Source organism: Schumannella luteola, assembly GCF_013408685.1.
Lineage (GTDB): Bacteria > Actinomycetota > Actinomycetes > Actinomycetales > Microbacteriaceae > Schumannella > Schumannella luteola.
On record NZ_JACBZY010000001.1, the window covers coordinates 1,466,302 to 1,492,044 of the forward strand.

Annotated in this window: 26 protein-coding genes; 15 read left to right on the forward strand and 11 right to left on the reverse strand. The window is 71.0% G+C overall.

Annotated elements, in window-relative coordinates:
• Positions 1-103 precede the first annotated feature (103 nt).
• The 6 genes from BJ979_RS06520 to BJ979_RS06540 all read right to left on the reverse strand — a co-directional run bounded on the left by BJ979_RS06520 (position 104) and on the right by BJ979_RS06540 (position 4,528).
• Positions 104-619, reverse strand: coding sequence for an HAD family hydrolase (locus BJ979_RS06520; protein ID WP_343046772.1), 516 nt, complete (start codon positions 617-619; stop codon positions 104-106).
• The gene (locus BJ979_RS18090; protein ID WP_343046793.1) at positions 511-888 is read right to left on the reverse strand and encodes an HAD family hydrolase; all 378 of its coding nucleotides are present in this window, start codon (positions 886-888) and stop codon (positions 511-513) included. Before BJ979_RS18090 ends, BJ979_RS06520 begins: the two co-directional genes overlap by 109 nt.
• Complete coding sequence (locus BJ979_RS06525; RefSeq protein WP_179566352.1) at positions 885-1,451, reverse strand: GNAT family N-acetyltransferase; 567 nt, start codon at positions 1,449-1,451, stop codon at positions 885-887. The genes BJ979_RS18090 and BJ979_RS06525 overlap by 4 nt, the downstream gene beginning before the upstream one ends.
• Before the next feature lie 13 nt (positions 1,452-1,464).
• On the reverse strand, positions 1,465-2,466 hold the full coding sequence (trpS, locus tag BJ979_RS06530) for a tryptophan--tRNA ligase (RefSeq protein WP_179566354.1): 1,002 nt from the start codon (positions 2,464-2,466) through the stop codon (positions 1,465-1,467).
• Between the two features lie 153 nt (positions 2,467-2,619).
• Complete coding sequence (locus tag BJ979_RS06535; RefSeq protein ID WP_179566356.1) at positions 2,620-3,453, reverse strand: exodeoxyribonuclease III; 834 nt, start codon at positions 3,451-3,453, stop codon at positions 2,620-2,622.
• A 61-nt stretch (positions 3,454-3,514) separates the two neighbouring features.
• A complete protein-coding gene (locus tag BJ979_RS06540) occupies positions 3,515-4,528 on the reverse strand; it encodes a YihY/virulence factor BrkB family protein (protein ID WP_179566358.1) in 1,014 nt (337 codons plus the stop codon).
• Between the two features lie 236 nt (positions 4,529-4,764).
• Here BJ979_RS06540 and ptsP point away from each other — a divergent pair, with 236 nt between their 5' ends.
• From ptsP to BJ979_RS06560, 4 genes are all read left to right on the forward strand, one after another.
• On the forward strand, positions 4,765-6,411 hold the full coding sequence (gene ptsP, locus BJ979_RS06545; RefSeq protein ID WP_343046773.1) for a phosphoenolpyruvate--protein phosphotransferase: 1,647 nt from the start codon (positions 4,765-4,767) through the stop codon (positions 6,409-6,411).
• Between the two features lie 263 nt (positions 6,412-6,674).
• Positions 6,675-8,408, forward strand: a complete 1,734-nt coding sequence (locus BJ979_RS06550; RefSeq protein ID WP_179566362.1) for a sigma-70 family RNA polymerase sigma factor — start codon at positions 6,675-6,677, stop codon at positions 8,406-8,408.
• A gap of 227 nt (positions 8,409-8,635) precedes the next feature.
• Entirely contained in the window at positions 8,636-9,301 is a 666-nt protein-coding gene (locus BJ979_RS06555; protein WP_246286708.1) for a DUF433 domain-containing protein, read from the forward strand.
• 25 nt (positions 9,302-9,326) lie between these two features.
• On the forward strand, positions 9,327-9,692 hold the full coding sequence (locus BJ979_RS06560) for a PIN-like domain-containing protein (protein WP_343046774.1): 366 nt from the start codon (positions 9,327-9,329) through the stop codon (positions 9,690-9,692).
• Between the two features lie 70 nt (positions 9,693-9,762).
• On the opposite strand, the gene BJ979_RS06565 is transcribed toward BJ979_RS06560, so the two are convergent.
• From BJ979_RS06565 to sdhC, 4 genes are read right to left on the reverse strand one after another with little or no spacing between them, the layout of a single operon-like run.
• Positions 9,763-10,563, reverse strand: a complete 801-nt coding sequence (locus tag BJ979_RS06565; RefSeq protein ID WP_179566368.1) for a succinate dehydrogenase iron-sulfur subunit — start codon at positions 10,561-10,563, stop codon at positions 9,763-9,765.
• A gap of 40 nt (positions 10,564-10,603) precedes the next feature.
• The gene (sdhA, locus tag BJ979_RS06570) at positions 10,604-12,400 is read right to left on the reverse strand and encodes a succinate dehydrogenase flavoprotein subunit (protein WP_179566370.1); all 1,797 of its coding nucleotides are present in this window, start codon (positions 12,398-12,400) and stop codon (positions 10,604-10,606) included.
• Positions 12,401-12,405: 5 nt separating this feature from the next.
• On the reverse strand, positions 12,406-12,849 hold the full coding sequence (locus BJ979_RS06575) for a succinate dehydrogenase hydrophobic membrane anchor subunit (RefSeq protein ID WP_179566372.1): 444 nt from the start codon (positions 12,847-12,849) through the stop codon (positions 12,406-12,408).
• On the reverse strand, positions 12,849-13,277 hold the full coding sequence (sdhC, locus tag BJ979_RS17540; RefSeq protein WP_343046619.1) for a succinate dehydrogenase, cytochrome b556 subunit: 429 nt from the start codon (positions 13,275-13,277) through the stop codon (positions 12,849-12,851). The genes BJ979_RS06575 and sdhC overlap by 1 nt, the downstream gene beginning before the upstream one ends.
• Positions 13,278-13,519: 242 nt before the next feature.
• On the opposite strand from sdhC, the gene BJ979_RS06585 reads away from it, so the two are divergent.
• From BJ979_RS06585 to BJ979_RS06620, 8 genes are all read left to right on the forward strand, one after another.
• Complete coding sequence (locus BJ979_RS06585; RefSeq protein ID WP_179566376.1) at positions 13,520-14,635, forward strand: mannose-1-phosphate guanylyltransferase; 1,116 nt, start codon at positions 13,520-13,522, stop codon at positions 14,633-14,635.
• Positions 14,636-14,838: 203 nt separating this feature from the next.
• Positions 14,839-15,969, forward strand: coding sequence for a BMP family lipoprotein (locus tag BJ979_RS06590; RefSeq protein ID WP_179566378.1), 1,131 nt, complete (start codon positions 14,839-14,841; stop codon positions 15,967-15,969).
• Positions 15,970-16,175: 206 nt separating this feature from the next.
• Entirely contained in the window at positions 16,176-17,714 is a 1,539-nt protein-coding gene (locus BJ979_RS06595) for an ABC transporter ATP-binding protein (protein WP_179566380.1), read from the forward strand.
• Positions 17,711-19,147 carry an ABC transporter permease gene (locus tag BJ979_RS06600; protein WP_343046620.1) on the forward strand — a complete coding sequence of 479 codons (1,437 nt, stop codon included), beginning with the start codon at positions 17,711-17,713 and terminating at the stop codon, positions 19,145-19,147. The genes BJ979_RS06595 and BJ979_RS06600 overlap by 4 nt, the downstream gene beginning before the upstream one ends.
• Complete coding sequence (locus BJ979_RS06605; RefSeq protein WP_179566382.1) at positions 19,144-20,439, forward strand: ABC transporter permease; 1,296 nt, start codon at positions 19,144-19,146, stop codon at positions 20,437-20,439. Before BJ979_RS06600 ends, BJ979_RS06605 begins: the two co-directional genes overlap by 4 nt.
• A 10-nt stretch (positions 20,440-20,449) precedes the next feature.
• Complete coding sequence (locus BJ979_RS06610; protein WP_179566384.1) at positions 20,450-20,890, forward strand: cytidine deaminase; 441 nt, start codon at positions 20,450-20,452, stop codon at positions 20,888-20,890.
• Between the two features lie 147 nt (positions 20,891-21,037).
• On the forward strand, positions 21,038-21,328 hold the full coding sequence (locus BJ979_RS06615) for a DUF4232 domain-containing protein (RefSeq protein ID WP_343046775.1): 291 nt from the start codon (positions 21,038-21,040) through the stop codon (positions 21,326-21,328).
• A 42-nt stretch (positions 21,329-21,370) separates the two neighbouring features.
• Positions 21,371-22,654, forward strand: coding sequence for a thymidine phosphorylase (locus BJ979_RS06620; protein ID WP_179566388.1), 1,284 nt, complete (start codon positions 21,371-21,373; stop codon positions 22,652-22,654).
• A gap of 44 nt (positions 22,655-22,698) precedes the next feature.
• Here the strand turns inward: BJ979_RS06620 and BJ979_RS06625 are convergent, their stop codons facing one another.
• Complete coding sequence (locus BJ979_RS06625; protein ID WP_179566390.1) at positions 22,699-23,634, reverse strand: nucleoside hydrolase; 936 nt, start codon at positions 23,632-23,634, stop codon at positions 22,699-22,701.
• A gap of 142 nt (positions 23,635-23,776) precedes the next feature.
• Here BJ979_RS06625 and BJ979_RS06630 point away from each other — a divergent pair, with 142 nt between their 5' ends.
• From BJ979_RS06630 to BJ979_RS06640, 3 genes are all read left to right on the forward strand, one after another.
• On the forward strand, positions 23,777-24,901 hold the full coding sequence (locus BJ979_RS06630; protein WP_179566392.1) for an adenosine deaminase: 1,125 nt from the start codon (positions 23,777-23,779) through the stop codon (positions 24,899-24,901).
• A 1-nt stretch (position 24,902) separates the two neighbouring features.
• Entirely contained in the window at positions 24,903-25,343 is a 441-nt protein-coding gene (locus BJ979_RS06635) for a PTS sugar transporter subunit IIA (protein WP_179566394.1), read from the forward strand.
• 125 nt (positions 25,344-25,468) lie between these two features.
• A complete protein-coding gene (locus tag BJ979_RS06640; protein ID WP_179566396.1) occupies positions 25,469-25,741 on the forward strand; it encodes a PTS sugar transporter subunit IIB in 273 nt (90 codons plus the stop codon).
• The last annotated feature ends 2 nt before the right edge of the window (positions 25,742-25,743 follow it).

Here is a 25,743-nt window from a genome sequence, read left to right on the forward strand (position 1 = left end):
AGGTGACCGATCCTGAATTGCGCGCCGCGGGTCCTGAATTGTGATGCTGCTGCCACGAGAGCGCTCCTGAGAGGCGCCGGGCGCGGACGCCGGGCGGCGCGTGTCAGGGGTGCGGGCGGAGTAGCGCGGGCAGCGGGGCGAGGGAGCGGAGGATCGGGATGCCGCGGGTGGCGGCCTCGGTGCGCTCGGCGTCGGTCGCGCGGCCGGGGCGGTCGAGCCAGACGCCGGTGAGGCCGGCGTCGGCGGCGCCGACGGCGTCCGTGCGGAAGCGGTCGCCGATGTAGGCCGCCTCGTGCGGCTCGACACCGAAGAGATCGACCGCGTGCAGGAAGATCGACGCATCCGGCTTCGTCGCGCCGAAGTCGCCGCTCGCCACGAAGTGCTCGACGTGGGCGGTGAGCTCGAGCCGTTCGAGCTTGCGCGTCTGGAACGCGAGGTCGCCGTTCGTGATGATCCCGAGGCGCAGCGGGGCGGAGGCGGCGCCCGCCCCCGAGCCGGCACTCGGCGCGGTCAGCTCGTGCAGGCAGGCGAGGGCGTCGTCGTGCAGACGCCAGGCCTCGCGGTAGCGCTCGAAGTAGCGCGCGAACCACGTCTCGGCCTCGGCGGGGTCGTCGAGCAGAGTCCGTAGGGCGCCGCGAAGTCGCGGGCGCGCGCGGCCCGCTGGCCGAGGAAGTCGAGCTCGCCGGCGAGGTAGCGGTGGTAGTGGTGCTCTTCGAGATCCGTCCAACGTCGCGCTTCGGCGGCGTCCTCGGCGGGCGACCAGCCGGGCAGCTCGCGACGGTGCTCGATGATCGCCGCATCCACCGCCGCGCGATGCGCGAACAGGGTGTCGTCGAGGTCGAACAGGGCCACGCGGATGCCCGGACGCACCGAGTCGTCGTCGCTCACTCGGGCCACCCCGCCTTCACGCCGCGGTCGTCGTCGCGGCCGAGCACCGCGTGCCACGACGAGGGGCGGTCGCCGTCGCGGCCCACGATGTCGGCCTGGCGCGTTCCCGTGTAGGTGAAGCCGAGCTTGCGGGCCACGATGAGCGACGCCCGGTTCGGCACGACCGCCTCCCACAGGATCTCGTCGAGCAGCCCCTGCGCGAACACCCAGTCGATCGCCGCGCGCGCCGCCTCGGGCATGTAGCCGAAGCCCCGATGCGGACCCCCGAGCCAGAAGCCGATCATCCCGGCGGGGCGATCCGGCGTGCCCAGCGTCACGCCGACGACGCCGAGCAGCTCGCCGCCCGACTCGGTGCGCAGCGCCCAGGTGAGCTCGCGATCCTCGTGCCAGCCCGGCACGAGCCCTTTCACCCACCCCGTCGCGTGGTGCCACTCGTAGGGCCACGGCGTCGTGAGCCAGCGCTCGAACAGCGGATCGCGGCAGTACTCGACGATGCGATCGACGTCGTCGAGCGTCGGCACCTCGAGCACGAGGCGCTCGGTCGTCAGGACGACGGGCTGCACGACGTGGCCGGCCTCAGACGCGCGGCAGCAGGCCGACCCGGTCGTAGGCGAGGCGCAGGGTCTCGTCGGCGATCGCGGCGGCGCGCTCGGCGTTGTGGGCGAGCAGACGGTCGAGCTCGGCCGGGTCGTCGAGCAGCTCGAGCGCGCGCGTGCGCACCGGCTCGAACTCGGCGACGACCGCATCCGCCGTCTCGGTCTTGAGGTCGCCGTAGCCCTTGCCCGCGAAGTTCTCCTCGAGGTCGGCGACCGGGGTGCCGGTGACGCCGGAGAGGATCGAGAGGAGGTTCGAGACGCCTGGCTTGGCCCCGCGGTCGAAGCGGATCTCGCGCTCGGTGTCGGTCACCGCCGACTTGATCTTCTTCGCGACGGCCTTCGGCTCGTCGAGCAGCCAGACGATGCCCTGCGGCGAGTCGCCCGACTTCGACATCTTCGAGCCGGGGTTCTGCAGGTCGTAGATGCGGGCGCCGTCGGCGAGGGTCTTGACCTCGGGCACCACGAAGGTGTCGCCGAAGCGCGAGTTGAAGCGGGTCGCGAGGTCGCGGGTGAGCTCGACGTGCTGCTTCTGGTCGTCGCCGACCGGGACGACCTCGGCGTTGTAGAGCAGGATGTCGGCGGCCATCAGCACCGGGTAGGCGAAGAGCCCCAGCGTGGTCGCGTCGGCGCCCTGCTTCTGCGACTTGTCTTTGAACTGGGTCATGCGGGCGGCCTCGCCGTAGCCCGTGATGGTGTCGAGCACCCAGGCCAGCTGCGGGTGCGCCGCCACGTGCGACTGCACGAAGAGGATGCTCGACTCGGGGTCGATCCCGGCCGCGATGTACTGGGCCGCGGTGCGGCGGGTGGCCTCGCGCAGCTTCGCCGGATCCTGCGCGACGGTGATCGCGTGCAGGTCGACGACGCAGAAGACGGCGTCGTAGTCGTTCTGCAGCTTCTTCCACTGGAGGAGAGCCCCGACGTAGTTGCCGAGGTGGAGCGAGTCGGCGGAGGGCTGCATTCCGGAGAAGAGTCGTGCGGTCACGGCCCCAGTCTTCCAGGTCGGGAGCGGCGGATGCGCGGCCGGTCAGCCTGCTGTGCAGAACCCGGCATCGCGCGACCCGGGGAAGAACGAGCGGAACCGCTGGTCGACGGACGGAACGCACCCGGCCCAGCCGACGCGCGCCGCCGCATCCACCTACAGCTGGTAGTCGACGACGACCGGCGCGTGGTCCGACCAGCGCTCGGCGTACGACGCCGCGCGGTCGACCGTGTAGGCGACGGCCTTCTCGGCGAGCGCCGGGGTGGCGAGCTGGTAGTCGATGCGCCAGCCGGTGTCGTTGTCGAAGGCCTGGCCGCGGTTCGACCACCACGTGTACGGGCCCTCGACCTCGCCGTGGAAGCGGCGCCCGAGGTCGACCCAGCCGAGGCCGCCGCCGCGGTTGTAGTCCTCCGCGTCTTCGGCGCCGACGAAGCGGTCGAGGTAGGCGCGCTCCTCCGGCAGGAAGCCGGCCTTCTTCTGGTTGCCGCGCCAGTTCTTGATGTCGAGCTTGCGGTGGCCGACGTTGAAGTCGCCCATCACGACGGCGAGCGGGTTGTGCTCGGCGAGAGCGGGCAGACGCTCGGCGAAGGCGTCGAGGAACTTGAACTTCTCGACCTGCTTCGGGCTGCCGACCTCGCCCGAGTGCACGTAGGCGCTCACGACCGTGACGATCGACCCATCCACCTCGTAGTCGGCCTCGAGCCAGCGGCCGGCGCTGTCGAAGTCGTCGGCGCCGAAGGTGACGCGGTGGATGCTGGCCTTGCGGCGCGAGGCGATCGCGACGCCGGCGCGGCCCTTCGCGGTGGCGGCGTCGTGCAGGATGTCCCACTCGTCGCCGAGCAGCTCTTCGAGGTGCGTGGTCTCGGCGCGCACCTCCTGCAGCGCGAGGATGTCGACCTCGCGCCCGTCGAGCCACGGCCCCATCCCGTTGCGGAAGGCGGCGCGGATGCCGTTGACGTTGACGCTGACGATGCGGAGGGGGCGGGGCATGCGCCCAGCCTAGGGACGGCCGCTGACACTCGCCGACGCCGGCATCGGCGCCGGCACCGGATCAGCCGAGCGGCTCGCGCTCGATCCGCACCCGCCCGCGCTTGTGCTCGAGCGGACGCCCGCTCGCGTAGCCGTGATCGGCCAGCAGGATGCGCGCCTCCACGATCCGCTTCTGCAGGAACACCGGGTCGGCGACGATCCCCTTGTCGTCGAGCCCGACGACGATCCAGGCGGCGCCGATGAGGATGACCTGGCAGACGAAGTTGAAGAAGATCAGGAGGCCGAGGATCACGGCGAACGACTTCAGCAGCGGGTTGCTGCCGACGCCGCCGATGATCGCGGCCGAGAAGAGCACCTTGAGCACACCGAGCGCGGCCGCGCCGATGATCGCCCCGCCGCGCAGCCGCTCGACGGGGATGCGCACGCCGGTGAGCACGCGGTAGAGCGCGACGAGAGTGAACGCGTCGAGCGCGAACATGACGCCGATCGTGATGATGCGCGTGATGACGAAGGCGATGACCGAGTCGCTCGAGATGCCGAGCCAGCCGAGCACGGTCTCGGCGCCGGTCGTGCCGAAGTAGGAGAGCCCCGCCGAGGCGATCAGCACGACCGCGAAGCCGAGCCCGACGACGAGGTCGCGCACCTTGAGCAGCACCGGGTTGCCGGTGAGTGCGGGCAGCTCGAAGATGACGCGGATGCCGTCGCGCAGCGACGCGAGGAACCCGAGCGCGGTCACGAGCAGGCCGACGAGCGAGATCACGAGGGTGAGGCTGAACGCCGGGGCGGCGAGCAGCACGTCGGGGTCGATCGCGCCGGCGCCGCCCGCGCTGGTCTTGATGAGGCCCGGGACGACGCCGCCGATCGTCGAGATCAGCTGCTCGCGCAGCACCTGGTCGCCGCTGATCACGAGACCGGCGATCGAGAACCCGGCCCAGATCGCGGCGAAGATCGCGAACAGCGCCTGATAGGCGAGTCCGCTGGCGAGGATGGGCCCGCGCTGCGAGCTGTAGCGCTGGAACACCCGCACGGCCCGCGTCTGCTGAACCCACGCCACGAGCCGCTTGATCCCGTCCATCCCTCGACGCTAGCGAAGCGGTCCCGCGCTCCGGCGCGTTCTCACGCCGCGTCCAGCCGCCGCGTCGCCGGCGGGCCGAACCACTCGCGGCGACCGTCGGCACGCGAGCGTCAGCACGCGCCGGCCTGCACGCCCGACGGTCTCGCCCATCCAGCGTCCCCGCTCGACTGGCTAGGCTGAGCGGACCCGTCGCGGCGCATCCCCTCACCACCACCCGGCGCCGCACAGAAGGAGTCATCGTGGAGCTTCGTGGAGTCGGCGTCGGTCGCGGCGTGGCGGTCGGAACGATCTTGAGGATGCCGGAGCCGCTCGCCGCTCCCGCCGACGAGCAGCACGGCGGCGACGTCGCCGCCGAGAAGCAGAAGGTGCAGGATGCGGTGGCCAAGGTCGCCGCGGATCTCGGTGCCCGCGCTCAGAAGGCGGGCGGCGAGGCGCAGCAGGTGCTCGAGGCGGCCGTGATGATGGCGCAGGACCCGATGCTCGCCGACGACGTCACCGCCCGCATCGACGGCGGCAAGACCGGCGAGCGCGCCGTGCACGAGGCCTTCGCGTCGTTCCAGGAGCAGCTGGTCGCCCTCGGCGGCTACATGGCCGAGCGCGCCACCGACCTCGCCGACGTCGCCCAGCGCATCATCGCCGCGCTGCGCGGGGTGCCGGCGCCGGGCGTTCCCGAGTCGGACACGCCCTTCATCCTGGTCGCCCGCGACCTCGCTCCCGCCGACACGGCTCTGCTCGACCTCGAGAAGGTGCTCGGCCTGGTCACGAGCGACGGCGGCCCGACGAGCCACACGGCGATCCTCGCCCGCTCGAAGTCGATCCCCGCGATCGTCGGCGTGACCGGTGCGCTCGAGCTGGCCGACGGCACGAGCATCGTGCTGGATGCGGCCGCAGGCGCCGTGGTCGTCGACCCGAGCGCAGAGCAGGTGGCCGACGCCGAGCAGCGCATCGCCGACCGCGTCGCCCAGGCCGCCGCCCCGATCACCGACGGCGCCCTCGCCGACGGCACGAAGGTGCCCCTGCTGGCGAACGTCGGCTCGGCGAAAGATGGCCCGGCAGCGGTCGAGCTCGGCGCCGAGGGCGTCGGCCTGTTCCGCACCGAGTTCCTGTTCCTCGACGCGAGTGAGGCGCCCAGCGTCGAGACCCAGACGGCGCAGTACACGGCACTGCTCGAGTTCTTCCCGGGCAAGAAGGTCGTCGTGCGCGCCCTCGATGCCGGCGCCGACAAGCCGCTGAGCTTCCTCAACGACGCCCACGAGGAGAACCCGGCGCTCGGCCTGCGCGGCCTGCGGGCGCTGCGGGCCAGCGAGCAGATCCTGCACGACCAGCTCACCGCCCTGAAGAACGCGCAGGATGCGACCGAGGCCGACCTCTGGGTCATGGCCCCGATGGTGGCCGACGCCGAGGAGACAGCCTGGTTCGTCGAGTACGGCAAGAAGCTCGGCCTCAACACCGTCGGCGTCATGGCCGAGGTGCCCTCGCTCGCCGTCGTCGCCGACCAGGTGCTCGAGTCGGCCGACTTCGTCTCGATCGGCACGAACGACCTCACCCAGTACACGCTCGCCGCCGACCGCATGCTCGGCAGCGTCGCGAGCTACCAGGACCCGTGGCACCCGGCCGTGCTGCGCCTCGTGAAGTCGCTCGGCGACGCGGGCGCCGCCGCCGGCAAGGGCGTGGGCATCTGCGGCGAGGCCGCGGCCGACCCGCAGCTCGCGGTCGTGCTCGTCGGCCTCGGCGCGACCACGCTGTCCATGACCCCGGCGGCGCTCGCCGACGTGCGCGCCGAGCTCGCCGGCGTCACGCTCGAGCAGGCAAAGGCCAAGGCCGCGGCGGCGCTCGCCGCGCACTCGGCCGACGGCGCCCGCGAGGCCGCCCGCACGGCCTGAGGCCGGTCGCTCGACACAGCCCCCGCGACCCCGAAGCGGGTGGATGACCGGCTCACCCGAGCCGCGCATCCACCCGTTTTCGTCGTCGAGAGCGCCGAACGGACACGAGCGCAGATCAGATCACCCCCGAAGTGGGGTCATCCCCTCGCGTCATCACTCCGAACCCCTCTGGTCTCTCAGATGAACGGAGCCGGCCTCGACGGGTTCCGATCGACCGAGGATGATGGGAAAGAGGCCCACCTCACGAGAGAGACAACGGGGGAATGAGCGATCAGGAATCGAAGGTGCAGCCTTCGGATGCGGAGCTGATCGAGCACGCGCGATCGGGGGATCGCAGCGCGTTCGGCGAACTGTGGCTCCGTCACTACCGTCCTGCCGCTCGTGTCGCCCGCCAGATCACGTCGAGTATCGATGCGGATGACCTCGTCAGCGAGGCCTACGTGCGCATCTACCAGCGTGTTCTGGCGGGCGGCGGGCCCGCGACGGCGTTCCGCCCGTACCTCTACACGACGATCCGCAATCTCGCGGCGAGCTGGGGCACCGCCCAGTCGCGGGAGGTGGATGTCGACACGATCGACGAGGTCGAAGACGAGCGGATCCCGAAGGACCCCGCCGCCGAGGCGCTCGACCGCACCCTGACCGCGCGGGCGTTCCGCTCGCTGCCGGAGCGCTGGCGCACCGTGCTCTGGTACACCGAGATCGAGGGGATGGACCCGCACGAGGTCGCCCCGATCCTCGGCATCACGCCGAACGCGACGGCTGCGCTGTCGTACCGCGCCCGCGAGGGGCTGCGCGCCGCGTGGCTGCAGGCGCACGTCAACGACTCCGACGCCGCGGGCGAGTGCCGCTGGGCGCTGGAGCACCTCGGCTCGAACGCCCGCAAGAGTCTGGCCGCCCGCGAGCAGCGCCGACTGGATGCGCACCTGGCCGACTGCGCGAAGTGCTCGATCATCTCCGAGGAGGTCGAGGAGGTCGGATCGCACCTCGCGCTGGTCATGATCCCGCTGCTGCTCGGCGGTGTCGTCGGCGGCGCGGTGCTCTCGCAGCTGGCCGCGCCGGGCGCGGCGATGGCGGCCGCCATCCCCGCAGTGCCGGCGGCTCTCGGCGCGACGGCGACCGCAGCCGGAACCGGGATCGCCGCGGCGACGAGTGGAGCGGCCTCGAGCGCGTCGGCCGCCGCCGGAGCCGCGGCCACCGCATCCGCCGCGTCCTCGACCGTGGCCGCCGGAACCGGAGCCGCCGGTGCGGCCGTCGTCGGCGCCGGCGCGTTCAGCGGTCTCAGCTCGATCCTCGGCGGAGCGGCCCTCGTGGTCGTGATCGGCGGCGCCGTCGGCCTCAGCGCGACGGCGACGTCGGCCGCGCCCGACCCTGTCGCGGCCTCCGCGCCGGCGGCCGCCGCGAGCGCGCTGCGCCTGGACAGCGCGGCGACCCCGTCGGCGGCAACCGGCGCCGACACGACCACCTCGACCGGATCAGGGGATGCCGCCACCGACGGCAGCGCCGAACCCGGCACGACGTCCGGCGACCAGACCGATTCGGGTGGCCTGGTGGGCGGCGTCGTGTCGGGTGTCGGCCCAGTGGCGGGCGGTGTCGTGAACGGCGTCGTCGCCCCCGTGGTCGGCGGTGCGGCGGATGCGGTCGGCGGTGCGGTGAACGGAGCGGTCGGCGCGGTCACGCCCTCGACGGCCCCTCCCGGCCAGTCCGCCCCGCCCGGAGCTCCGGTGTCGACCACGGTCGCTCTCGATCTCAGCGGCAGGGGCACCCCGGGCGCGACGGTCGCGGCGCAGGCCGCCGGCGCGGTCTGGGCGACGACGACGGTCGGCTCCGACGGGCGCTGGTCGCTGCACATCGACGCGCTGCCCACGACCGCCGGCAGCGTCTCGCTGACGCAGAAGGCCGGGGGCGCGATCGGCAGCGTGCTGAACCTGCTCGGGCTGACGGCCCCGCTCAGCCTCGACACCGGCCCGCTCGGCGTCGTGGTCAAGCTGCTCAACTGACGAGCTCGCCGGAAAACTTCTTCGCGGTTCCGCGTCATAGAACGTGGAACGCTCGGTCTCTTCTCACGCGACGGTCCCAGCGTCGCAGCCCTCCGACGTCGAATCGAGGGCGCAGGACCGGCGTCGACCGAGCATCCCAGTGCCCGGTCGACGCCGGTCCTTCTGCGTTCTCCACAGACCGGCCCGCCGCCCTGCCCGCTGTCTCCGGCGATCGGTACCATCACGGCATGTACCCGGAGATCCCGCGCGAATATCTCATCCCGCTGTACTCGCAGTCGGATGCGGCGCGGATCGTGAGCGTGAGCGGGTCGACGGTTCATCGCTGGATCAACGGCTACCGCGACGGATCGACCGAGCACCCTCCGGTGATCGGCTCGGCCTCGGCTGGTCGCGGATTGACGATCCCGTTCATCGGCCTCGCTGAGATCTTCGTGCTCAACGCGTTCCGCAAGGCGGGGCTGCCGCTGCAGCGAATCCGTCCTGCCGTCGAGATCCTCAAGAACGGAATCGGTCTCGAGCACGCCCTCGCCAACGGACAACTGCTCACCGACGGTGCCGAGATCCTCTTCGACAGCAAAGATCCCGGCGACCGTCGTCTGGTCGTCGTCCGCAACGGCGATGCGGTCTTCAACGAGGTCGTCGAGGACTATCTGCGTCACATCGATTTCGGCGATTTCGGCTACGCGTCGGTGCTGCGTCTTCCGCAGTACCCCGGCCCGACGGTACAAGTCGATCCGCGGATCAACGGAGGGCGGCCCTCTCTCGCGTCCCGGTCGGTGTCGGTCGACGACGTGCTCTCTCGCCTCCGCGCAGGAGAGAGCATCGGGGATGTCGCCGACGACTACGGGGTCGGGTACGACGATGTTCTGAATCTCAACCGACTCGCCGCCTGAGTAGTCGGATGGATCCCGAACTCCGATTCTTCATCGATCGCGGCATCGGGTCCCCTCTCGTGCCGGGCGGGCGCTCACGACGATGGACGAGAGGTACGGGCCGACACGCTCGCAGAGAGTCACGGACGTCGAATGGATCACCGAGGCGACGAACCGGGGCGAGGTCCTGATCTGCAAGGATCGCGCGATCGCGAAACGCCCGCTGGAAGCTGAGGCGATCCGCCATAACGCGGCGCGAGTACTGGTGATCGCCTCGGCGCAGCTCACCAGTTCTGAGATGCTGCGGCGTCTGCTCGACAACGAGTCGGCGATCGGGCGAGCCGCGAGGAACCCCGGGCCTTTCGTACTCGGCGTCGATGTCGCCAAGCTTCATCGCATCCAACTGCGCTGAGACAGGCCCGAGACGACGAACGGCGCGGCTCCCGCAGGAGCCGCGCCGTCCGGATGGTGCGTGGTGCCGATCAGGCCGACACGAGGTCGGACTTCGGCACGTCGGGCTTGCCGCGCAGCACGGCCGCCTTGACCTCGGCGATCGCCTTCGTGACCTCGATGCCGCGGGGGCAGGCCTCGGAGCAGTTGAAGGTCGTGCGGCAGCGCCACACGCCCTCCTTGTCGTTGAGGATGTCGAGGCGCACCTGGGCGGCCTCGTCGCGGCTGTCGAAGATGAAGCGGTGCGCGTTCACGATCGCGGCCGGGCCGAAGTACTGGCCGTCGGTCCAGAACACCGGGCACGAGGAGGTGCAGGCAGCGCAGAGGATGCACTTGGTCGTGTCGTCGAAGCGCTCGCGCTGCGCGACCGACTGGATGCGCTCCTTCTCCGGCTTGCCCGAGGCCTGCAGGAAGGGCTGCACCTCGCGGTAGGAGGCGAAGAACGGCTCCATGTCGACGATGAGGTCCTTCTCGAGCGGCAGACCCTTGATCGCCTCGACGTAGATCGGCTTCGAGATGTCGAGGTCCTTGATCAGGGTCTTGCAGGCGAGGCGGTTGCGGCCGTTGATGCGCATCGCATCCGAGCCGCAGACGCCGTGCGCGCACGAGCGGCGGAACGACAGCGAGCCGTCCTGCTCCCACTTGATCTTGTGCAGCGCGTCGAGGATGCGGTCGGTCGCGAACAGCTCCACGTCGTAGTCGACCCAGCGCGGCTCGTCGTCGAACTCCGAGTCGAACCGGCGGATGATCAGCGTCACCGTGAACGGCTTCAGCGCAGCGTCATCGGCGGGTGCGGGGGAGTTCGATCCCTCGAGAACAGCGGCCTCGGCCATCAGTGCTTCCTCTCGTCACGGAAGGTCGGCGAGCCGGCCATCAGTACTTGCGCTCCATCGGCTGGTAGTTCGTGACGACCACGGGCTTCCAGTCGAGGGTGATGTGGTCGGCGGCGTCGGCGGAGTGCGGGTCGCCGGTCAGATACGCCATCGTGTGCTTCATGTAGTTCTCGTCGTCGCGCTTCGGGAAGTCGTCGCGCATATGGCCGCCGCGGCTCTCCTTGCGGTTGCGGGCGGAGAACACGACGACCTCGGCGAGGTCGAGCAGGAAGCCGAGCTCGATCGCCTCGAGCAGGTCGGTGTTGTAGCGGTGACCCTTGTCCTGCACCGAGATCTGCTGGTAGCGCTGACGCAGCGAGTGGATGGTCTCGGTCACCTTGGCGAGCGACTCGTCGGTGCGGAACACCTGCGCGTTCTTGTCCATCTCCTCCTGCAGCTCCTTGCGGAGGGAGGCGATGCGCTCGGTGCCGGTCGCGTTGCGCGTGGTCTCGACGAGCTCGCGCACGAACTTGGCCGGGTCCTCGGGCAGCGGCGTGAACTCGGCGGTCTTGGCGTAGGCGGCGGCGTTGTTGCCCGCGCGCTTGCCGAAGACGTTGATGTCGAGCAGCGAGTTGGTGCCGAGGCGGTTCGAGCCGTGCACCGAGACGCAGGCGCACTCGCCGGCGGCGTAGAGGCCGGGCACGACGGTGGTGTTGTCGCGCAGCACCTCGGCGCTCACGTTGGTCGGGATGCCGCCCATCGCGTAATGCGCGGTCGGCATGACCGGAACCGGCTCGACGACCGGGTCGACGCCGAGGTAGGTGCGGGCGAACTCGGTGATGTCGGGCAGCTTGGTCTCGAGCACCTCGGCGCCCAGGTGGGTGCAGTCGAGCAGCACGTAGTCCTTGTGCGGGCCGGCGCCGCGGCCCTCCGCGACCTCCTGCACCATGCAGCGCGCGACGATGTCGCGCGGCGCGAGGTCCTTGATGGTCGGGGCGTAGCGCTCCATGAAGCGCTCGCCCGAGGCGTTGCGCAGGATCGCGCCCTCGCCGCGGGCGCCCTCGGTCAGCAGGATGCCGAGGCCGGCCAGGCCGGTCGGGTGGAACTGGAAGAACTCCATGTCCTCGAGCGGCAGCTTCTTGCGCCAGATGATGCCGACGCCGTCACCGGTGAGGGTGTGGGCGTTCGAGGTGGTCTTGTAGACCTTGCCGAAGCCGCCGGTCGCGTAGATGATCGCCTTCGCCTGGAAGACGTGGATCGCGCCGGTCGCGAGCTCGTAGGCGACGATGCCCGAGGGCTGCTCCACGCCATCCACCTCGGTCATGACCATGTCGAGCGCGTAGTACTCGTTGTAGAACTCGACGCCGAGCTTGACGCAGTTCTGGAACAGCGTCTGCAGGATCATGTGGCCGGTGCGGTCGGCCGCGTAGCAGGCGCGGCGCACGGGCGCCTTGCCGTGGTCGCGGGTGTGACCGCCGAAGCGGCGCTGGTCGATCTTGCCCTCGGGGGTGCGGTTGAAGGGCAGGCCCATGTTCTCGAGGTCGAGGACCGCGTCGATGGCCTCCTTCGCGAGGATCTCGGCGGCATCCTGGTCGACCAGGTAGTCACCGCCCTTGACCGTGTCGAAGGTGTGCCACTCCCAGCTGTCCTCCTCGACGTTGGCGAGCGCTGCGGCCATGCCGCCCTGCGCCGCGCCGGTGTGCGAGCGGGTGGGGTAGAGCTTCGTGATGACCGCGGTCTTGACCTGCGGGCCGGCCTCGATGGCCGCGCGCATGCCGGCGCCGCCGGCGCCGACGATCACCACGTCGTACTGGTGGTACGTCACGCCGTCGATGACGGCTCCGTCTTCGAATTCCATGCCGCTCAGCCCTTCGCCGCGCAGAACTGGGCGAGGTCGCCGCCCTGGGCGGCTCCGATGCAGGGGTCGAAGGTGAAGATCACGAGGCTCCCGAGAAGGATCAGCACGATGGTGGAGACGAGGATCGCCCCGAGCAGCACCTTGCGCAGGCGCCCGCGGGCGTAGTCGTTGGTGAGGGTGCGCATGCCGTTGGCGCCGTGGATGAGCGCGAGCCAGAGCATGAGGGTGTCCCAGACGACCCAGAACGGGTCGGCCCACTTGCCCGCGACGAACGCGAAGTCGATCGCGTGCACGCCGTCGCCGGCGACGAGGTTGACGAAGAGGTGGCCGAAGACGAGCACGAGCAGCAGCACGCCGCTGATGCGCATGTAGAGCCAGCCCCACTTCTCCCAGTTGACCTTGCGGGGTCGGGAGGAGCTCGAGCGCGGTGCGGGGATCGTGGCGGTCATCAGTGGCCTCCGAAGACGACGCTGAGGTGGCGCGGCAGGAAGCCGGCCATCGTCACGGCCCAGAGGCCGACGACGATCCAGAACATGAGCCGCTGGTGGCGCGCGCCCCACGCGGTGAGGTCGATGAGGATGATGCGCAGGCCGTTGAAGGCGTGGAACACGATCGCGGCGACCAGGCCGGCCTCGCCGATGCCCATGACCGGCGTCTTGTACGTGTTGATCACGGCGTCGTAGGCGTCGGGGCTGATGCGCACGAGTGCGGTGTCGAGGATGTGCACCAGGAGGAAGAAGTAGATCGCGGTACCGGTGATCCGATGCAGCACCCACGACCACATTCCCTCGCGGCCGCGGTACAGGGTTCCTGCGGGGCGCTTCGGTGAGGGGATGCGGGGGGCGGTGGCGGGGCCGGATTGAACCTGGCTCGACACGGGAGTCCCTCCTTGGAGCTCCGCCCGGCGCAGGGTGGTGTGCGAAGGGTGTCGCTTCTGCTGCGGAGCTGCTCCGAGTCTAGGCCCGGCTCGAGGGTGCCGCAGGTCAGGCGGGCCTAACCTCTCTCGACGTCGAGACATCCGTGCGAGGGCGAGCGGGCGACAGCCGTCTGAACGAGCGCTCAGGCACCGGGCCGCGGATGTCGCGGGATGCTCAGACGCCGCCGGGTACGGTGACGGGCATGAGCGCTCCCTCGCCCGGTCTCGACCGCTTCCACGCCGTGATCCCGGCCGGCGGCGTCGGGTCGCGTCTCTGGCCGCTGTCGCGGGCCGGGGCGCCGAAGTTCCTGCATCCGCTGAGCGGCAGCGGCGAGAGCCTGCTGCGCGACACCTGGCAGCGCGTCGCCCCGCTGAGCGGCGAGGGCCGCATCCTCGTCGTGACCGGGCGCGCGCACGCGGATGCGGTGCGCGAGCAGCTGCCTGAGCTGGATGACGAGAACCTGGTGCTCGAGGACGAGCCGCGCGAGTCGTCGGCGGCCATCGGGTTGGCGGCGGCGATCCTCGTGCGCCGCGAGCCCGACGTGATCGTCGGCTCGTTCCACGCCGACCACGTCATCCGCGGCGTCGCCGCCTTCGGGCAGGCCGTGCGCCAGGCGGTCGCGGTGGCCGACGCCGGCTACATCGCCACGATCGGCGTGCCGCCGACCGAGCCCGCGACCGGCTTCGGCTACATCCGCGCGACGAGCGCGCTCGCCGACGTGCCGGGCGTGCTGCAGGTCGACAGCTTCGTCGAGAAGCCCGACCTCGAGACGGCGATCGGCTACCTCGCGACCGGCGACTACCTGTGGAACGCGGGCATGTTCGTCTCCCGGGCCGACGTGCTGCTCGAGCGGATGCGCATCGAGCAGCCCGAGCTCGTGGCGGGTCTCGAGGAGCTCGCCGCGGTGTGGGACACGGATGCCCGAGCCGAGGCCGTCGCGCGCATCTGGCCGGCGCTGCCGAAGATCGCGATCGACTACTCGGTGGCCGAGCCGGCCGCCGCGGCCGGACGCCTCGCGGTCGTGCCCGGCCGCTTCACCTGGCACGACGTCGGCGACTTCGCGACGATCGCCCGCCTCGGCGCCGCCGGGCGGCCGAACCAGCTCGTGACGCTCGGCGACGCGGACCAGGTCATCGCCGACGACAGCTCCGGTCTGGTGGTCGCGAGCGGCGGGCGGCTCGTGTCGCTCATCGGCCTGCGCGACGTCGTCGTCGTCGACACCGAGGACGCGCTGCTGGTCACCACGACCGAGCACGCGCAGCGGGTCAAGCAGACGGTCGAGGCGATCAAGGCGCAGGGGCGTTCCGGCCTCCTCTGACGCCGCCCGTCCCGGCGCCGAGCACGGCGTGATCGGGCGGCGCCGCGCGCATCCGGTTTCCGTCTCGTTTCGCGGCGGACGCGGCTTTGTAACGCTTCCGACTCGACCCCGGGACCGGGGCTTTCGTCACCTGTGACGCGGGGTAACGTGTCCCCAAATCCGGCGGGCTCTCACCATGCCCGCGCTTCCCAGGAGGACCCCACGTGACAATCACCCTGCGCAAGACCGGTCTCGCCGGCCTGGCCACCCTCGGCGCGAGCGTGCTCGTGCTCACCGGATGCGCCAGCGCGCCCAGCGACTCGGGCGACAGCAGCGCCAAGTCCGACTTCCTTCCCTGCATGGTCTCCGACGACGGCGGCTACGACGACCACTCGTTCAACGAGTCGGGTCTCGAGGGTCTGAAGAAGGGCGCCGACGACATCGGCGCGAAGTACAAGAACGTCGAGTCGTCGAGCGAAGACGACTACAAGCCGAACATCGACAACCTGCTCGACGAGGGCTGCAACCTCATCGTCACCGTCGGCTTCAAGCTGTCGGCCGCGACGATCACCGCCGCGAAGGACAACGCCGACGTCGAGTTCGCCAGCATCGACGACGGCCTCGACAACGAGGGCGCCACCGGCGACGACGGCAAGCCGACGGGTGACGGCAAGGTCGACGTGAAGAACGGCAAGCCGATCCTCTTCGACACGGCTCAGGCCGCTTTCCTCGGCGGCTACGCCGCCGCCAGCTACTCGAAGACCGGCGTCGTCGGCACCTTCGGCGGCATCCCGATCCCGCCCGTCACGATCTTCATGGACGGCTTCGTCGACGGCGTGAAGTACTTCAACGAGACCAAGAAGAAGGACGTCAAGGTCGTCGGCTGGGACAAGGACAGCCAGAACGGCGTCTTCACCGGCGGCTTCGCGGCCGGCGTCGAGGCGAAGACGGCGGCCCAGGGCCTGCTCGACCAGAACGCCGACGTGCTGATGCCGGTCGGCGGTCCGATCTACCAGAGCGCCGCCGAGGCGATCCGCGGCAAGGGCGGCGACATCGCCCTCATCGGCGTCGACGCCGACGTCTACCTCTCCGACCCGTCGGTGAAGGACCTGCTGCTGACCTCGGTCACCAAGGGCATCGCCGCCGGTGTGGAGGACGTCGTCAAGGCCGCGGCCGACGACAAGTTCGACAACACCCCGTTCGTCGGAACCCTGAAGAACGACGGCGTCGGCCTGGCCCCCTTCCACGACTTCGAGTCGAAGGTCGACTCGGGTCTGCAGGGTGAGCTCGACGCCATCAAGGCGAAGATCATCTCGGGTGACATCAAGGTCACCTCGAAGGCGTCGCCCAAGTAAGGCGCCGCGCACCTGACGTGCATCGGGGAGGTCGGCTGGCCCGGCCTCCCCGAACTCGTCCGCACCACCTCGCCGCCCGACCGCACCCGTCGGGCGAGCGCACCGCGCGGCCCCCATCCCTCCGCCGCTCGGCTACCCTTCCCGGAGCGCACGACGACGTGCCGCCCCGGTTTCCCCGGCACCATCCGGCGACATAGATTGACGACATGAAGCTCGAACTCCAGGGCATCACCAAGCGCTTCGGCGCTCTGGTGGCGAATGACCACATCGACCTGGTGGTCGAGCCCGGCGAGATCCACTGCCTCCTCGGCGAGAACGGCGCGGGCAAGTCCACGCTGATGAACGTGCTCTACGGCCTCTACCAGGCCGACGAGGGCAGCATCCTGCTCGACGACGCCGTGCAGCACTTCTCCGGACCCGGCGACGCGATGGCCGCCGGCATCGGCATGGTGCACCAGCACTTCATGCTCATCCCCGTCTTCACCGTCGCCGAGAACGTCATGCTCGGCCACGAGCAGACCCGCGCCGGCGGACTGCTCGACCTGGCGGCGGCCCGCGCGAAGGTGCGCGAGATCTCCGCCCGCTTCGGCTTCGACGTCGACCCGGACGCCCGCGTCGAAGACCTGCCGGTCGGCGTGCAGCAGCGCGTCGAGATCATCAAGGCGCTCTCGCGCGACGCCCGCGTGCTCGTCTTCGACGAGCCGACCGCCGTGCTCACGCCGCAGGAGACCGACGAGCTGATGGGCATCATGCGCCAGCTCAAGGAGTCGGGCACCGCGATCGTCTTCATCACCCACAAGCTGCGCGAGGTTCGCGAGGTCGCCGACCGCATCACCGTCGTGCGCCTCGGCAAGGTCGTCGGCGAGGCGTCGCCCACCGCATCCAACTCGGAGCTCGCCGCCATGATGGTCGGCCGCTCCGTCTCGCTCACCGTCGAGAAGGCCCCGGCGAATCCGGGGGAAGCGGCGCTCGTGGTGCGCGACCTGTCGGTCATCGACGCGCTCGACCAGTACGTCGTCTCGCACGTCGACTTCGAGGTGCGCCGTGGCGAGATCCTCGCGATCGCCGGCGTGCAGGGCAACGGCCAGACCGAGCTCACCGAGGCGCTGCTGGGGCTCCAAGCACGCACCGAGGGATCGATCACCCTCGACGGCGTCGAGATCGCCGGCGCCACGCCCCGCCGCATCCTGGATGCCGGTGTCGGCTTCGTGCCCGAGGACCGTGGCGAAGACGGCCTGGTCGGCGAGTTCACGATCAGCGAGAACCTGATGCTCGACCGGTCGAACGGCGCGCCCTTCGTGCGCGGCGGCGCCGTGCAGAAGGACGTGCTCGACGCCTTCGCCGAGGAGAAGGTCCGCGAGTTCGATATCCGCGCCCAGGGCATCGGCACCCCGGTCGGCCGGCTCTCGGGCGGCAACCAGCAGAAGGTCGTGCTCGCGCGCGAGCTCAGCCGCGAGCTGCGGCTCTTCGTCGCCGCGCAGCCGACCCGCGGCGTCGACGTCGGCTCGATCGAGTTCATCCACAAGCGCATCGTCGCCACCCGCGACGAGGGCGTGCCGATCATCGTCGTCTCCACCGAGCTCGACGAGGTGCTCGCGCTCGCCGACCGCATCGCGGTCATGTACCGCGGCGGGATCGTCGGCATCGTGCCGGGCGATACGCCGCGCGACGTGCTCGGCCTCATGATGGCCGGCGAGAGCCCCGAGTCCGCCACCTCCGCCACCACCACCGGAGCCGCCCAGTGAGCGAGAAGATCCCCGGAGAGGACCAGCTGCCGACCCCCGGCCAGGTCCCGCCCATCGCCCCCGAGCCGCAGTCGGCGCAGGGTCCGCTGGCCGACACCGAGCCGGCGGCGCCCGCCGACCCGGAGGCGTCGCCCGCGACCGGTGAAGCCGCCGAGGGCGGTGCCGCCGCGACCACCGCGGGCGCGGTGCCCCCGCCGCCCGCGGCGAACACGGTGCTGCGCGAGATCCTCTCCAGCAACTGGCTGATGACGCTGCTCGCGATCGTGCTCGCGCTCGTCGTGGCGAGCATCCTCATCGTCGTCACCGACACCGACGTGCAGAAGGCCGCCGGCTACTTCTTCGCCCGGCCCGGCGACACGTTCCGAGCGATCGGCGACGCGATCGGCGGCGCCTACTCGAGCCTGTTCCAGGGCGCGGTCTACAACTTCCGCCGCCCGGGCTTCATCAACGGCATCAAGCCGATCACCGAGACCCTCGCCTTCGCGGCGCCGCTCATCGCCGCCGGACTCGGCGTCGCCGTGGCGTTCCGCGTCGGGCTGTTCAACATCGGCGGACGCGGCCAGATCCTCATCGCGGCGGCCGTCGCCGGCTGGATCTCGTGGTCGTTCCCGCTGCCGCCGTTCATCCACATGCTCGTCGCCGTCGCCGGCGCCCTCGTCGGCGGCGCGATCTGGGGCGGTCTCGTCGGGTTCATCAAGGCCCGCACGGGTGCGCACGAGGTGATCCTCACGATCATGCTCAACTACGTCGCGCTCTACCTGATCCAGTTCCTGCTCAAGACCCCGGGAGCGCTGCAGGCGCCCGGCACGAGCAACCCGAAGTCGCCGAGCACCGACCCCAGCGCCGTGATGCCGACGCTGAGCGACCTGCTCACGGCGCTCAACGGCGGAACGCAGGTCGGCTCGTTCCGGCTCAACGTCGGGTTCATCCTGGTCATCCTCGCGACGCTGTTCGTGGCCTGGCTGCTGAACCGCTCGAGCACCGGATTCCGCTTCCGCGCGGTGGGCGAGAACCCGCACGCCGCGCGCGTCGCCGGCATCGACGTCAAGTGGGTCTTCGTGCTCGCGATGATCATCTCGGGCGCGCTCGTCGGACTCGCCGGCTCGATCCAGGTGCTCGGCACCAACACCGACGGCTTCGGCGACGGCATCGACGCCGGCATCGGCTTCGATGCGATCACGGTCGCGCTGCTCGGGCGGTCGCGACCCTGGGGCGTGTTCTTCAGCGGCATCCTCTTCGGCGCGCTCAAGGCCGGCGGCTACACGATCCAGGCGTCGCAGGGCATCCCGATCGACATCGTCGTCGTGGTGCAGTCGGTCATCGTGCTCTTCATCGCCGCGCCGCCGCTCGTGCGCGCGGTGTTCCGACTCCCGGCCCCCGGCTCCGCGCCGAAGGCCCGACGACCGCGCCGCACGGCGGAGGTGGCCCGATGAGCGCCCAGACCAGCACCCCGGTCGCCCCGGCGGCCGACGCCCCGATCGTGCTCGAGAAGGCGGTCGTGCGCAGCCCGAAGGCGCCGGTCATCCTCGGCGTCTTCGCGCTGCTCGCCCTGCTGGCGGCGTTCGCGTTCCCGCGCACCGGCACCACCCGCTTCGGCCTGTCGACCTCGCGTGACGCGCTGCAGTTCGACCCGATCGCCGTCGCCACCCAGCCGGCCGTGGCCGTGACCGCCGTGCTGCTCGCGCTGCTCGCGATCGCCGCCGCGGTGTTCGTGGCGCGCGGCCGTGCGGCCAAGGTGCCGCTCTGGCTGGTCGTGGTCTTCGCGGTGCTGTTCGTCTTCGCGTTCCTCACCTGGGCTGTCGCCGACGGCCTGCTGCCCTTCACCGGCCTGCTGGTGGGCGCGCTCGGTGTCAGCACGCCGCTCATCTTCGGCGCGCTCGGCGGCGTGCTCTCCGAACGGGTCGGCGTCGTCAACGTCGCGATCGAGGGTCAGCTGCTGTTCGGAGCCTTCTCGGCGGCGCTCGTCGGCGTGGCCACCGGCAACGCGGCGGCGGCGCTGGTCGCAGCAGCGGTGGCGGGGATGCTGGTCTCCTTCGTGCTGGCCGCGTTCTCGATCAAGTACCTGGTCGACCAGGTCATCGTCGGTGTGGTGCTCAACGTGCTCGTGACGGGACTCACGACCTTCCTCGCGGGCGTGATCGACCTCGACAAGATCCCCGCCGGCGCGCGCTTCCCGACCGTGCCGATCCCGCTGCTCAGCGAGATCCCGGTCGTCGGACCGCTGCTGTTCCGGCACTCGCTGCTGGTGTATTTCATGTACATCGCCGTCTTCGCGGTCTGGTTCGGCCTCAACAAGACCCGCTGGGGCCTGCGCCTGCGCGCGGTCGGCGAGCACCCGAAGGCGGCCGACACCGTCGGCATCAACGTCGCGCGCACCCGCTTCTGGAACGTGTCGCTCGCCGGCGCGATCGCCGGCATCGGCGGCGCCTACCTGTCGCTCGACGCGATCGGCCTGTTCTCGAAGGAGATGACGAACGGCGCCGGATTCATCGCGCTCGCCGCGGTCATCTTCGGCCGCTGGGATCCGGTGCGGGCCGTGCTCGCCGCACTGCTCTTCGGGTTCGCGACCAGCCTGCAGAACTCGCTCAGCGCGGCCGGCGTGACCGCCGTGCCGAAGGAGTTCCTGCTGATGCTGCCGTACCTGATCACCGTGCTCGCGGTCGCCGGCCTCGTCGGCCAGGTGCGCGGACCGGCGGCCGCCGGCAAGCCGTACATCAAGAGCTGAGGGCGAGCGGATGACCGACCAGACCGAATCCCCGACCGAGACCCAGGTCGACTGGGCCGGGCTGCGCGACGTGGCGATCGAGGCGCTGGCGCACGCCTATGTGCCTTACTCGAAGTTCCCCGTCGGCGTGGCCGCGATCGTCGACGACGGCCGCGTGATCTCCGGGGCGAACGTCGAGAACGCCTCCTACGGCCTGACCCTCTGCGCCGAGTGCTCGCTCGTGTCGGCTCTGCACATGACCGGCGGCGGCAAGCTGACCGCCTTCGTCTGCGTCGACGGCAACGGCGACGCGCTCATGCCGTGCGGACGCTGCCGTCAGCTGCTCTTCGAGCACTCCGCCGAGGGGATGCTGCTGGCCACGGTCTCGGGCATCCGCACGATCGACGAGGTCATCCCCGACGCCTTCGGCCCGCGCACGCTCGCGGTCTACCGCGGCGAGGAGCCGGCCTGAGCGAACCGATGCGGGCGCCGCGTCCGACCAGCTGGGTTCGGGCCTGGACGCTCTGACAACGCTGTCGCAGAGTCCTCTGGACGCGGGTGGGGCGCGGGAGGCGCGAGCGTAGCGTCGCGCGCGTGAGCTCCACCGCACCGTCCCGTCATCGTCGGCCACGGCGACGGCACCCAGCTCGGCGTGCCGGCCGAGTGCCCGGCCGACGGTCCCGCGATCCAGACCGTCACGATCCAGCCCGGGGGCACCGCGACCGCCGTCGTGCGCGTCGCGAACCTGCAGGGCGGCGGCGCGACCGGCTGCGCGACCGAGAAGGGCGACGGCTGGCGCATCTACCCGCCGCACTCCTTCGCGGCCGTCTTCGTGCCGGATGCGGGCGTCCTCGCCTGCACTGACAGCCAGGTCTGGATGAACTTCGCCTCGCCCGTCGCGAATAGCTGAGCCGCGCATCCACCCGGCCGTCACACGCCGTAATCTGGTCGGGTGGTAGAGCGCTTCGATGTCGTCGATCTCATCCGGACCAAGCGGGACAAGGGGGCGCTGACGACCGACCAGATCGACTGGCTGGTCGACGCCTACACCCGCGGCTACGTCGCCGACGAGCAGATGTCGGCCATGACGATGGCGATCTTCCTCAACGGGATGCAGCGCGACGAGATCCGTGACCTCACCCTCGCGATGATCGCGAGCGGCGAGCGCCTCGACTTCTCCGGCCTGTCGAAGGCGACGACCGACAAGCACTCCACCGGCGGGGTCGGCGACAAGATCACGCTCCCGCTCGCTCCGCTCGTCGCCGCGTTCGGCGTCGCCGTGCCGCAGCTCTCGGGCCGCGGCCTCGGTCACACCGGCGGCACCCTCGACAAGCTCGAGTCGATCCCCGGCTGGCGTGCGGCGCTCTCGAACGACGAGTTCATGAGCCAGCTCGACTCGGTCGGAGCGGTCATCTGCGCGGCCGGATCGGGCCTCGCGCCCGCCGACGGCAAGCTCTACGCCCTGCGCGACATCACCGGCACGGTCGAGTGCATCCCGCTCATCGCGTCGAGCATCATGTCGAAGAAGATCGCCGAGGGCACCGCCTCGCTCGTGCTCGACGTGAAGTTCGGCTCGGGCGCCTTCATGCAGGATCCGGCGCGCGCCCGCGAGCTGGCCGAGACGATGGTGCGCCTGGGCACGGACGCCGGCGTCGCGACCCGCGCGCTGCTCACCGACATGGATGTGCCGCTCGGCCTCGCGATCGGCAACGCCAACGAGGTGCGCGAGTCGGTCGAGGTGCTCGCCGGCGGCGGTCCCGCGGACGTCGTCGAGCTGACCGTCGCGCTCGCCCGCGAGATGCTCGACCTCGCCGGCCTGCCCGACGCCGACCCGGCGGAGGCGCTGAAGGACGGCCGCGCGATGGACAGCTGGAACGCGATGATCCGAGCCCAGGGCGGCGACCCGGAGGCCGAGCTGCCGACCCCGAGCGAGACCCACACGGTCGTCGCCGACCGCGACGGCGTGATCGACCGCCTCGAGGCGCTGCCCTTCGGCATCGCCGCCTGGCGTCTCGGCGCCGGCCGTGCCCGCAAGCAGGACCCGGTCATCCACTCGGCCGGAATCGACCTGCACGTGAAGCCCGGCACCGCGGTCAAGGCGGGCGACCCGCTCTTCACCCTCGGCGCCGAGGACCCGGCCCGCTTCGAGCGCGCGCTCGAGTCGGTCGCGGGCGCCTGGTCGATCGCCGACACCGCACCGGCTGCGCGCCCGCTGATCGTCGACCGCATCGTCTGACATCCGCGCCGAGTCGCCGCGTTCGGAACGCGGCGACTCGGCGGTCAGGGCAGGCGGGCGAGCGCCGCGGCCACGACATCCCAGAAGCGCTCGTTCTCGACGCCGAGCGCGACCGAGGTGGGCGTCGTCGCCGGCGCAGGCTCGCGCAGGTCGGCGACCGTCATCCCCTTCGTCAGGGCCCCGGACAGCTCGACCGCGAGCGGGGCCTTGACAGTGCGCACGAGCGAGGGGTCGATGACCATCGCGACGGTGACCGGGTCGTGCACGGGCGGATGCGCGAAGCCGTGCCCGGCGTACGCGGCGCCGTAGAAGTCGAGCAGGCCGCCGACGAAGGCGGACGAGCGGGTGCCGACGGCGTCGAGCTTCGCGCGGATCTCGGGCGTCACGACCGCCTGGTGGGTCGCATTCAGCCCGACCATCGTGATCGGCCAGCCGGCGCTGATCACGATCTGCGCCGCCTCGGGGTCGATCGCGATGTTGAACTCGCTGAACGGGCCGTGATTGCCGACGTGCACGCCGCCACCCATGAAGATCACCTCGCGCACGCGGTCGACGATGCGCGGCTCGAGCCGCACCGCGAGCGCGACGTTGGTGAGGGCGCCGGTCGGCACGAGCGTGATCTCGCCCGGCTCGGAGCCCATGATCGTGTCGATGATCACCTGCGCGCCGTGACGCGGATCGAGCGCGCGCGTCGGCTCGGGCAGCTGCGGCCCGTCGAGGCCCGACTCGCCGTGGTACTCGGGCGCGTACTCGACCTCGTGCAGCAGCGGGCGGTGCGCTCCGCGCGCGATCGGCACGGCCGGGTCGAGGCCGGCGAGCTCGGCGATGGCGAGCGCGTTGCGCGTCACCTTCTCGATGCTCTGGTTGCCGCTGACGGTCGTGATCGCGGCGATCTCGACGCCGGGGTCGCCGGCGGCGAGCAGGATCGCGATCGCGTCGTCATGGCCGGGGTCGCAGTCGAGCAGGATGCGTCGGGTCACGGCTCCATCATCCCTCCCGTTCGCGGTCGCCGGCGCACGCGCCCGACGGCGTCGCGCCCAGACCGGCCGCACATGCGTGCACGGCTGCGGCAGTCGCATCCGCGCAGGATCGGGGCGGGTCAGGGCGGGTAGATTTGACCCCATGACCGACGCCTCCGCCGCCACTCCGAGCACCGCAGTCGAGGGCGTCGCCCTCGTCGACCTGCCCAAGGTCTCCCTGCACGACCACCTCGACGGCGGCCTGCGCCCCGGCACCATCATCGAGCTCGGCGCCGAAGCCGGCGTCGCGGTGCCCGAGAGCGACCCCGAGGCGCTCGGAGCCTGGTTCCGTGCCCAGTCCGACTCGGGCAGCCTGGTCGAGTACCTCAAGACCTTCGACCTCACGATCGCCGTCATGCAGACCGAGGAGGGTCTGCGCCGCGTCGCCCGCGAGTTCGTCGAAGACCTGCACGCCGATGGCGTGCTCTACGGCGAGCTGCGCTGGGCACCCGAGCAGCACGTGCAGCAGGGCCTCTCGACGGATGCGGCGGTCGAGGCCGTGCAGGCCGGCATCGACGAGGCCGTCGCGAGCGTCGAGGCGAACGGCGGCTGGATCCGCGCCGGTCAGCTGGTGAGCGCCATGCGCCACCTCGACAACGGCGTCGAGATCGCCGAGCTCGCGCTGCGACACCGCGACGACGGGGTGCACGGCTTCGACATCGCCGGCCCCGAGGACGGCTTCCCGCCCAGCCGCATGAAGGACGCCTTCGACCTGCTGCTCAGCGAAGGGCTCCCCATCACCGTGCACGCGGGCGAGGCCGCCGGGCTCGCCTCCATCCGCAGCGCCCTGATCGACGGGCACGCGCTGCGTCTCGGCCACGGCGTGCGCATCCGCGAGGACATCGAGATCGTCAGCGACGACGGCGAGGCCGTAGGCGTGCGTCTCGGCCGCCTCGCCCAGTGGGTGCGCGACCGCCGCATGCCGCTCGAGGTCAGCCCCAGCTCGAACCTGCAGACCGGCGCCTTCGCCGCGTGGGGATCCGACTTCGACGACCACCCCTTCGACACGCTGTACCAGCTCGGCTTCGCGGTCACGGTGAACACCGACAACCGCCTCATGAGCGGAACCTCGCTCACCCGGGAGCTGGGTCTGCTGTCGGATGCCTTCGGCTACGACCTCGACGACCTGCTCACCTTCCAGCTCAACGCGGCCGAGGGCGCCTTCCTGCCGCTCGAAGACCGCGTCGAGCTGCAGGCCCGCATCGAAGAGGGCTTCGGTCTCGACTGAGATGGCTCTTCCCCCTCTCGGCGACGAGGTGATCGTGATCCGCGGCGAGGCCGCGGACTGGCGTGCCGCGATCCGGCTGGCCGGCGATGCGCTCGTGCGCGGCGGCGCCGCCCGCCCCGCGTACAGCGACGCGATGGTGCGCATGATCGACGAGCACGGCCCCTACGCCGTGATCTCGCCCGGACTCGCGCTCGCGCACGCCCGCCCGGGGCCGGATGTGCTGGCCGACGGCCTCTCGGTCGTCACGCTGGCCGAGCCGGTGCTGTTCGGGCATCCGCAGAACGATCCGGTGCGGGTCGTGCTCGGTCTCGCGGTCGCGACGCCGGCGCGGCACCTGACGGCGATCGCCGACCTCGCGAACGTGTTCAACGACTCGGACACGACCGAGCGCCTCGCCGCCGCCGACGACGCGGATGCGGTGCGCGCGATCCTCGCCGGCTGACCCGGCTGACCCGGCTGACCGGCTGACCCGGCTGACCCGGCTGACCGGCTGCTCCGTCGGTCGGCTGCTCCGGTCGAGAACGCTGAGGTCCCGTCACGCGGTGCGCGCGTGCCATCATCGTGCCCATGAAGATCGTGGCGATCTGCGGCGCCGGAATCGGCACCAGCGGCATCCTCAAGGTGAATGCCGAGCGCGTGCTGCAGCGGCTCGGCATCACGGCGGCCGTCGTCGCGACCGACCTCGACTCGCTGCAGGCCGAGGCGGATGACGCGCAGGTCATCCTGACGAGTCCCGAGTTCGTGGCGCAGATCGGAAAGACCTTCGCCGACGTCATCGTGATCGACAACTACTTCGACACGGCCGAGCTGACGACGAAGCTCGAGTCCGCCCTCGGCTGACC

Excerpts from the sequence above, each read along its gene's own strand:
- BJ979_RS06595 (WP_179566380.1), top strand. The coding sequence starts at position 16,176 with ATGAAGCTCGAACTCCAGGGCATCACCAAGCGCTTCGGCGCTCTGGTG.
- BJ979_RS06575 (WP_179566372.1), bottom strand. The coding sequence starts at position 12,849 with ATGACCGCCACGATCCCCGCACCGCGCTCGAGCTCCTCCCGACCCCGC.
- BJ979_RS06555 (WP_246286708.1), top strand. The coding sequence starts at position 8,636 with ATGTACCCGGAGATCCCGCGCGAATATCTCATCCCGCTGTACTCGCAG.
- BJ979_RS06565 (WP_179566368.1), bottom strand. The coding sequence starts at position 10,563 with ATGGCCGAGGCCGCTGTTCTCGAGGGATCGAACTCCCCCGCACCCGCC.
- BJ979_RS06585 (WP_179566376.1), top strand. The coding sequence starts at position 13,520 with ATGAGCGCTCCCTCGCCCGGTCTCGACCGCTTCCACGCCGTGATCCCG.
- BJ979_RS06540 (WP_179566358.1), bottom strand. The coding sequence starts at position 4,528 with ATGGACGGGATCAAGCGGCTCGTGGCGTGGGTTCAGCAGACGCGGGCC.
- BJ979_RS06535 (WP_179566356.1), bottom strand. The coding sequence starts at position 3,453 with ATGCCCCGCCCCCTCCGCATCGTCAGCGTCAACGTCAACGGCATCCGC.
- BJ979_RS06550 (WP_179566362.1), top strand. The coding sequence starts at position 6,675 with ATGAGCGATCAGGAATCGAAGGTGCAGCCTTCGGATGCGGAGCTGATC.
- BJ979_RS06630 (WP_179566392.1), top strand. The coding sequence starts at position 23,777 with ATGACCGACGCCTCCGCCGCCACTCCGAGCACCGCAGTCGAGGGCGTC.
- BJ979_RS06605 (WP_179566382.1), top strand. The coding sequence starts at position 19,144 with ATGAGCGCCCAGACCAGCACCCCGGTCGCCCCGGCGGCCGACGCCCCG.
- sdhA (WP_179566370.1), bottom strand. The coding sequence starts at position 12,400 with ATGGAATTCGAAGACGGAGCCGTCATCGACGGCGTGACGTACCACCAG.
- BJ979_RS06640 (WP_179566396.1), top strand. The coding sequence starts at position 25,469 with ATGAAGATCGTGGCGATCTGCGGCGCCGGAATCGGCACCAGCGGCATC.
- BJ979_RS06610 (WP_179566384.1), top strand. The coding sequence starts at position 20,450 with ATGACCGACCAGACCGAATCCCCGACCGAGACCCAGGTCGACTGGGCC.
- BJ979_RS06635 (WP_179566394.1), top strand. The coding sequence starts at position 24,903 with ATGGCTCTTCCCCCTCTCGGCGACGAGGTGATCGTGATCCGCGGCGAG.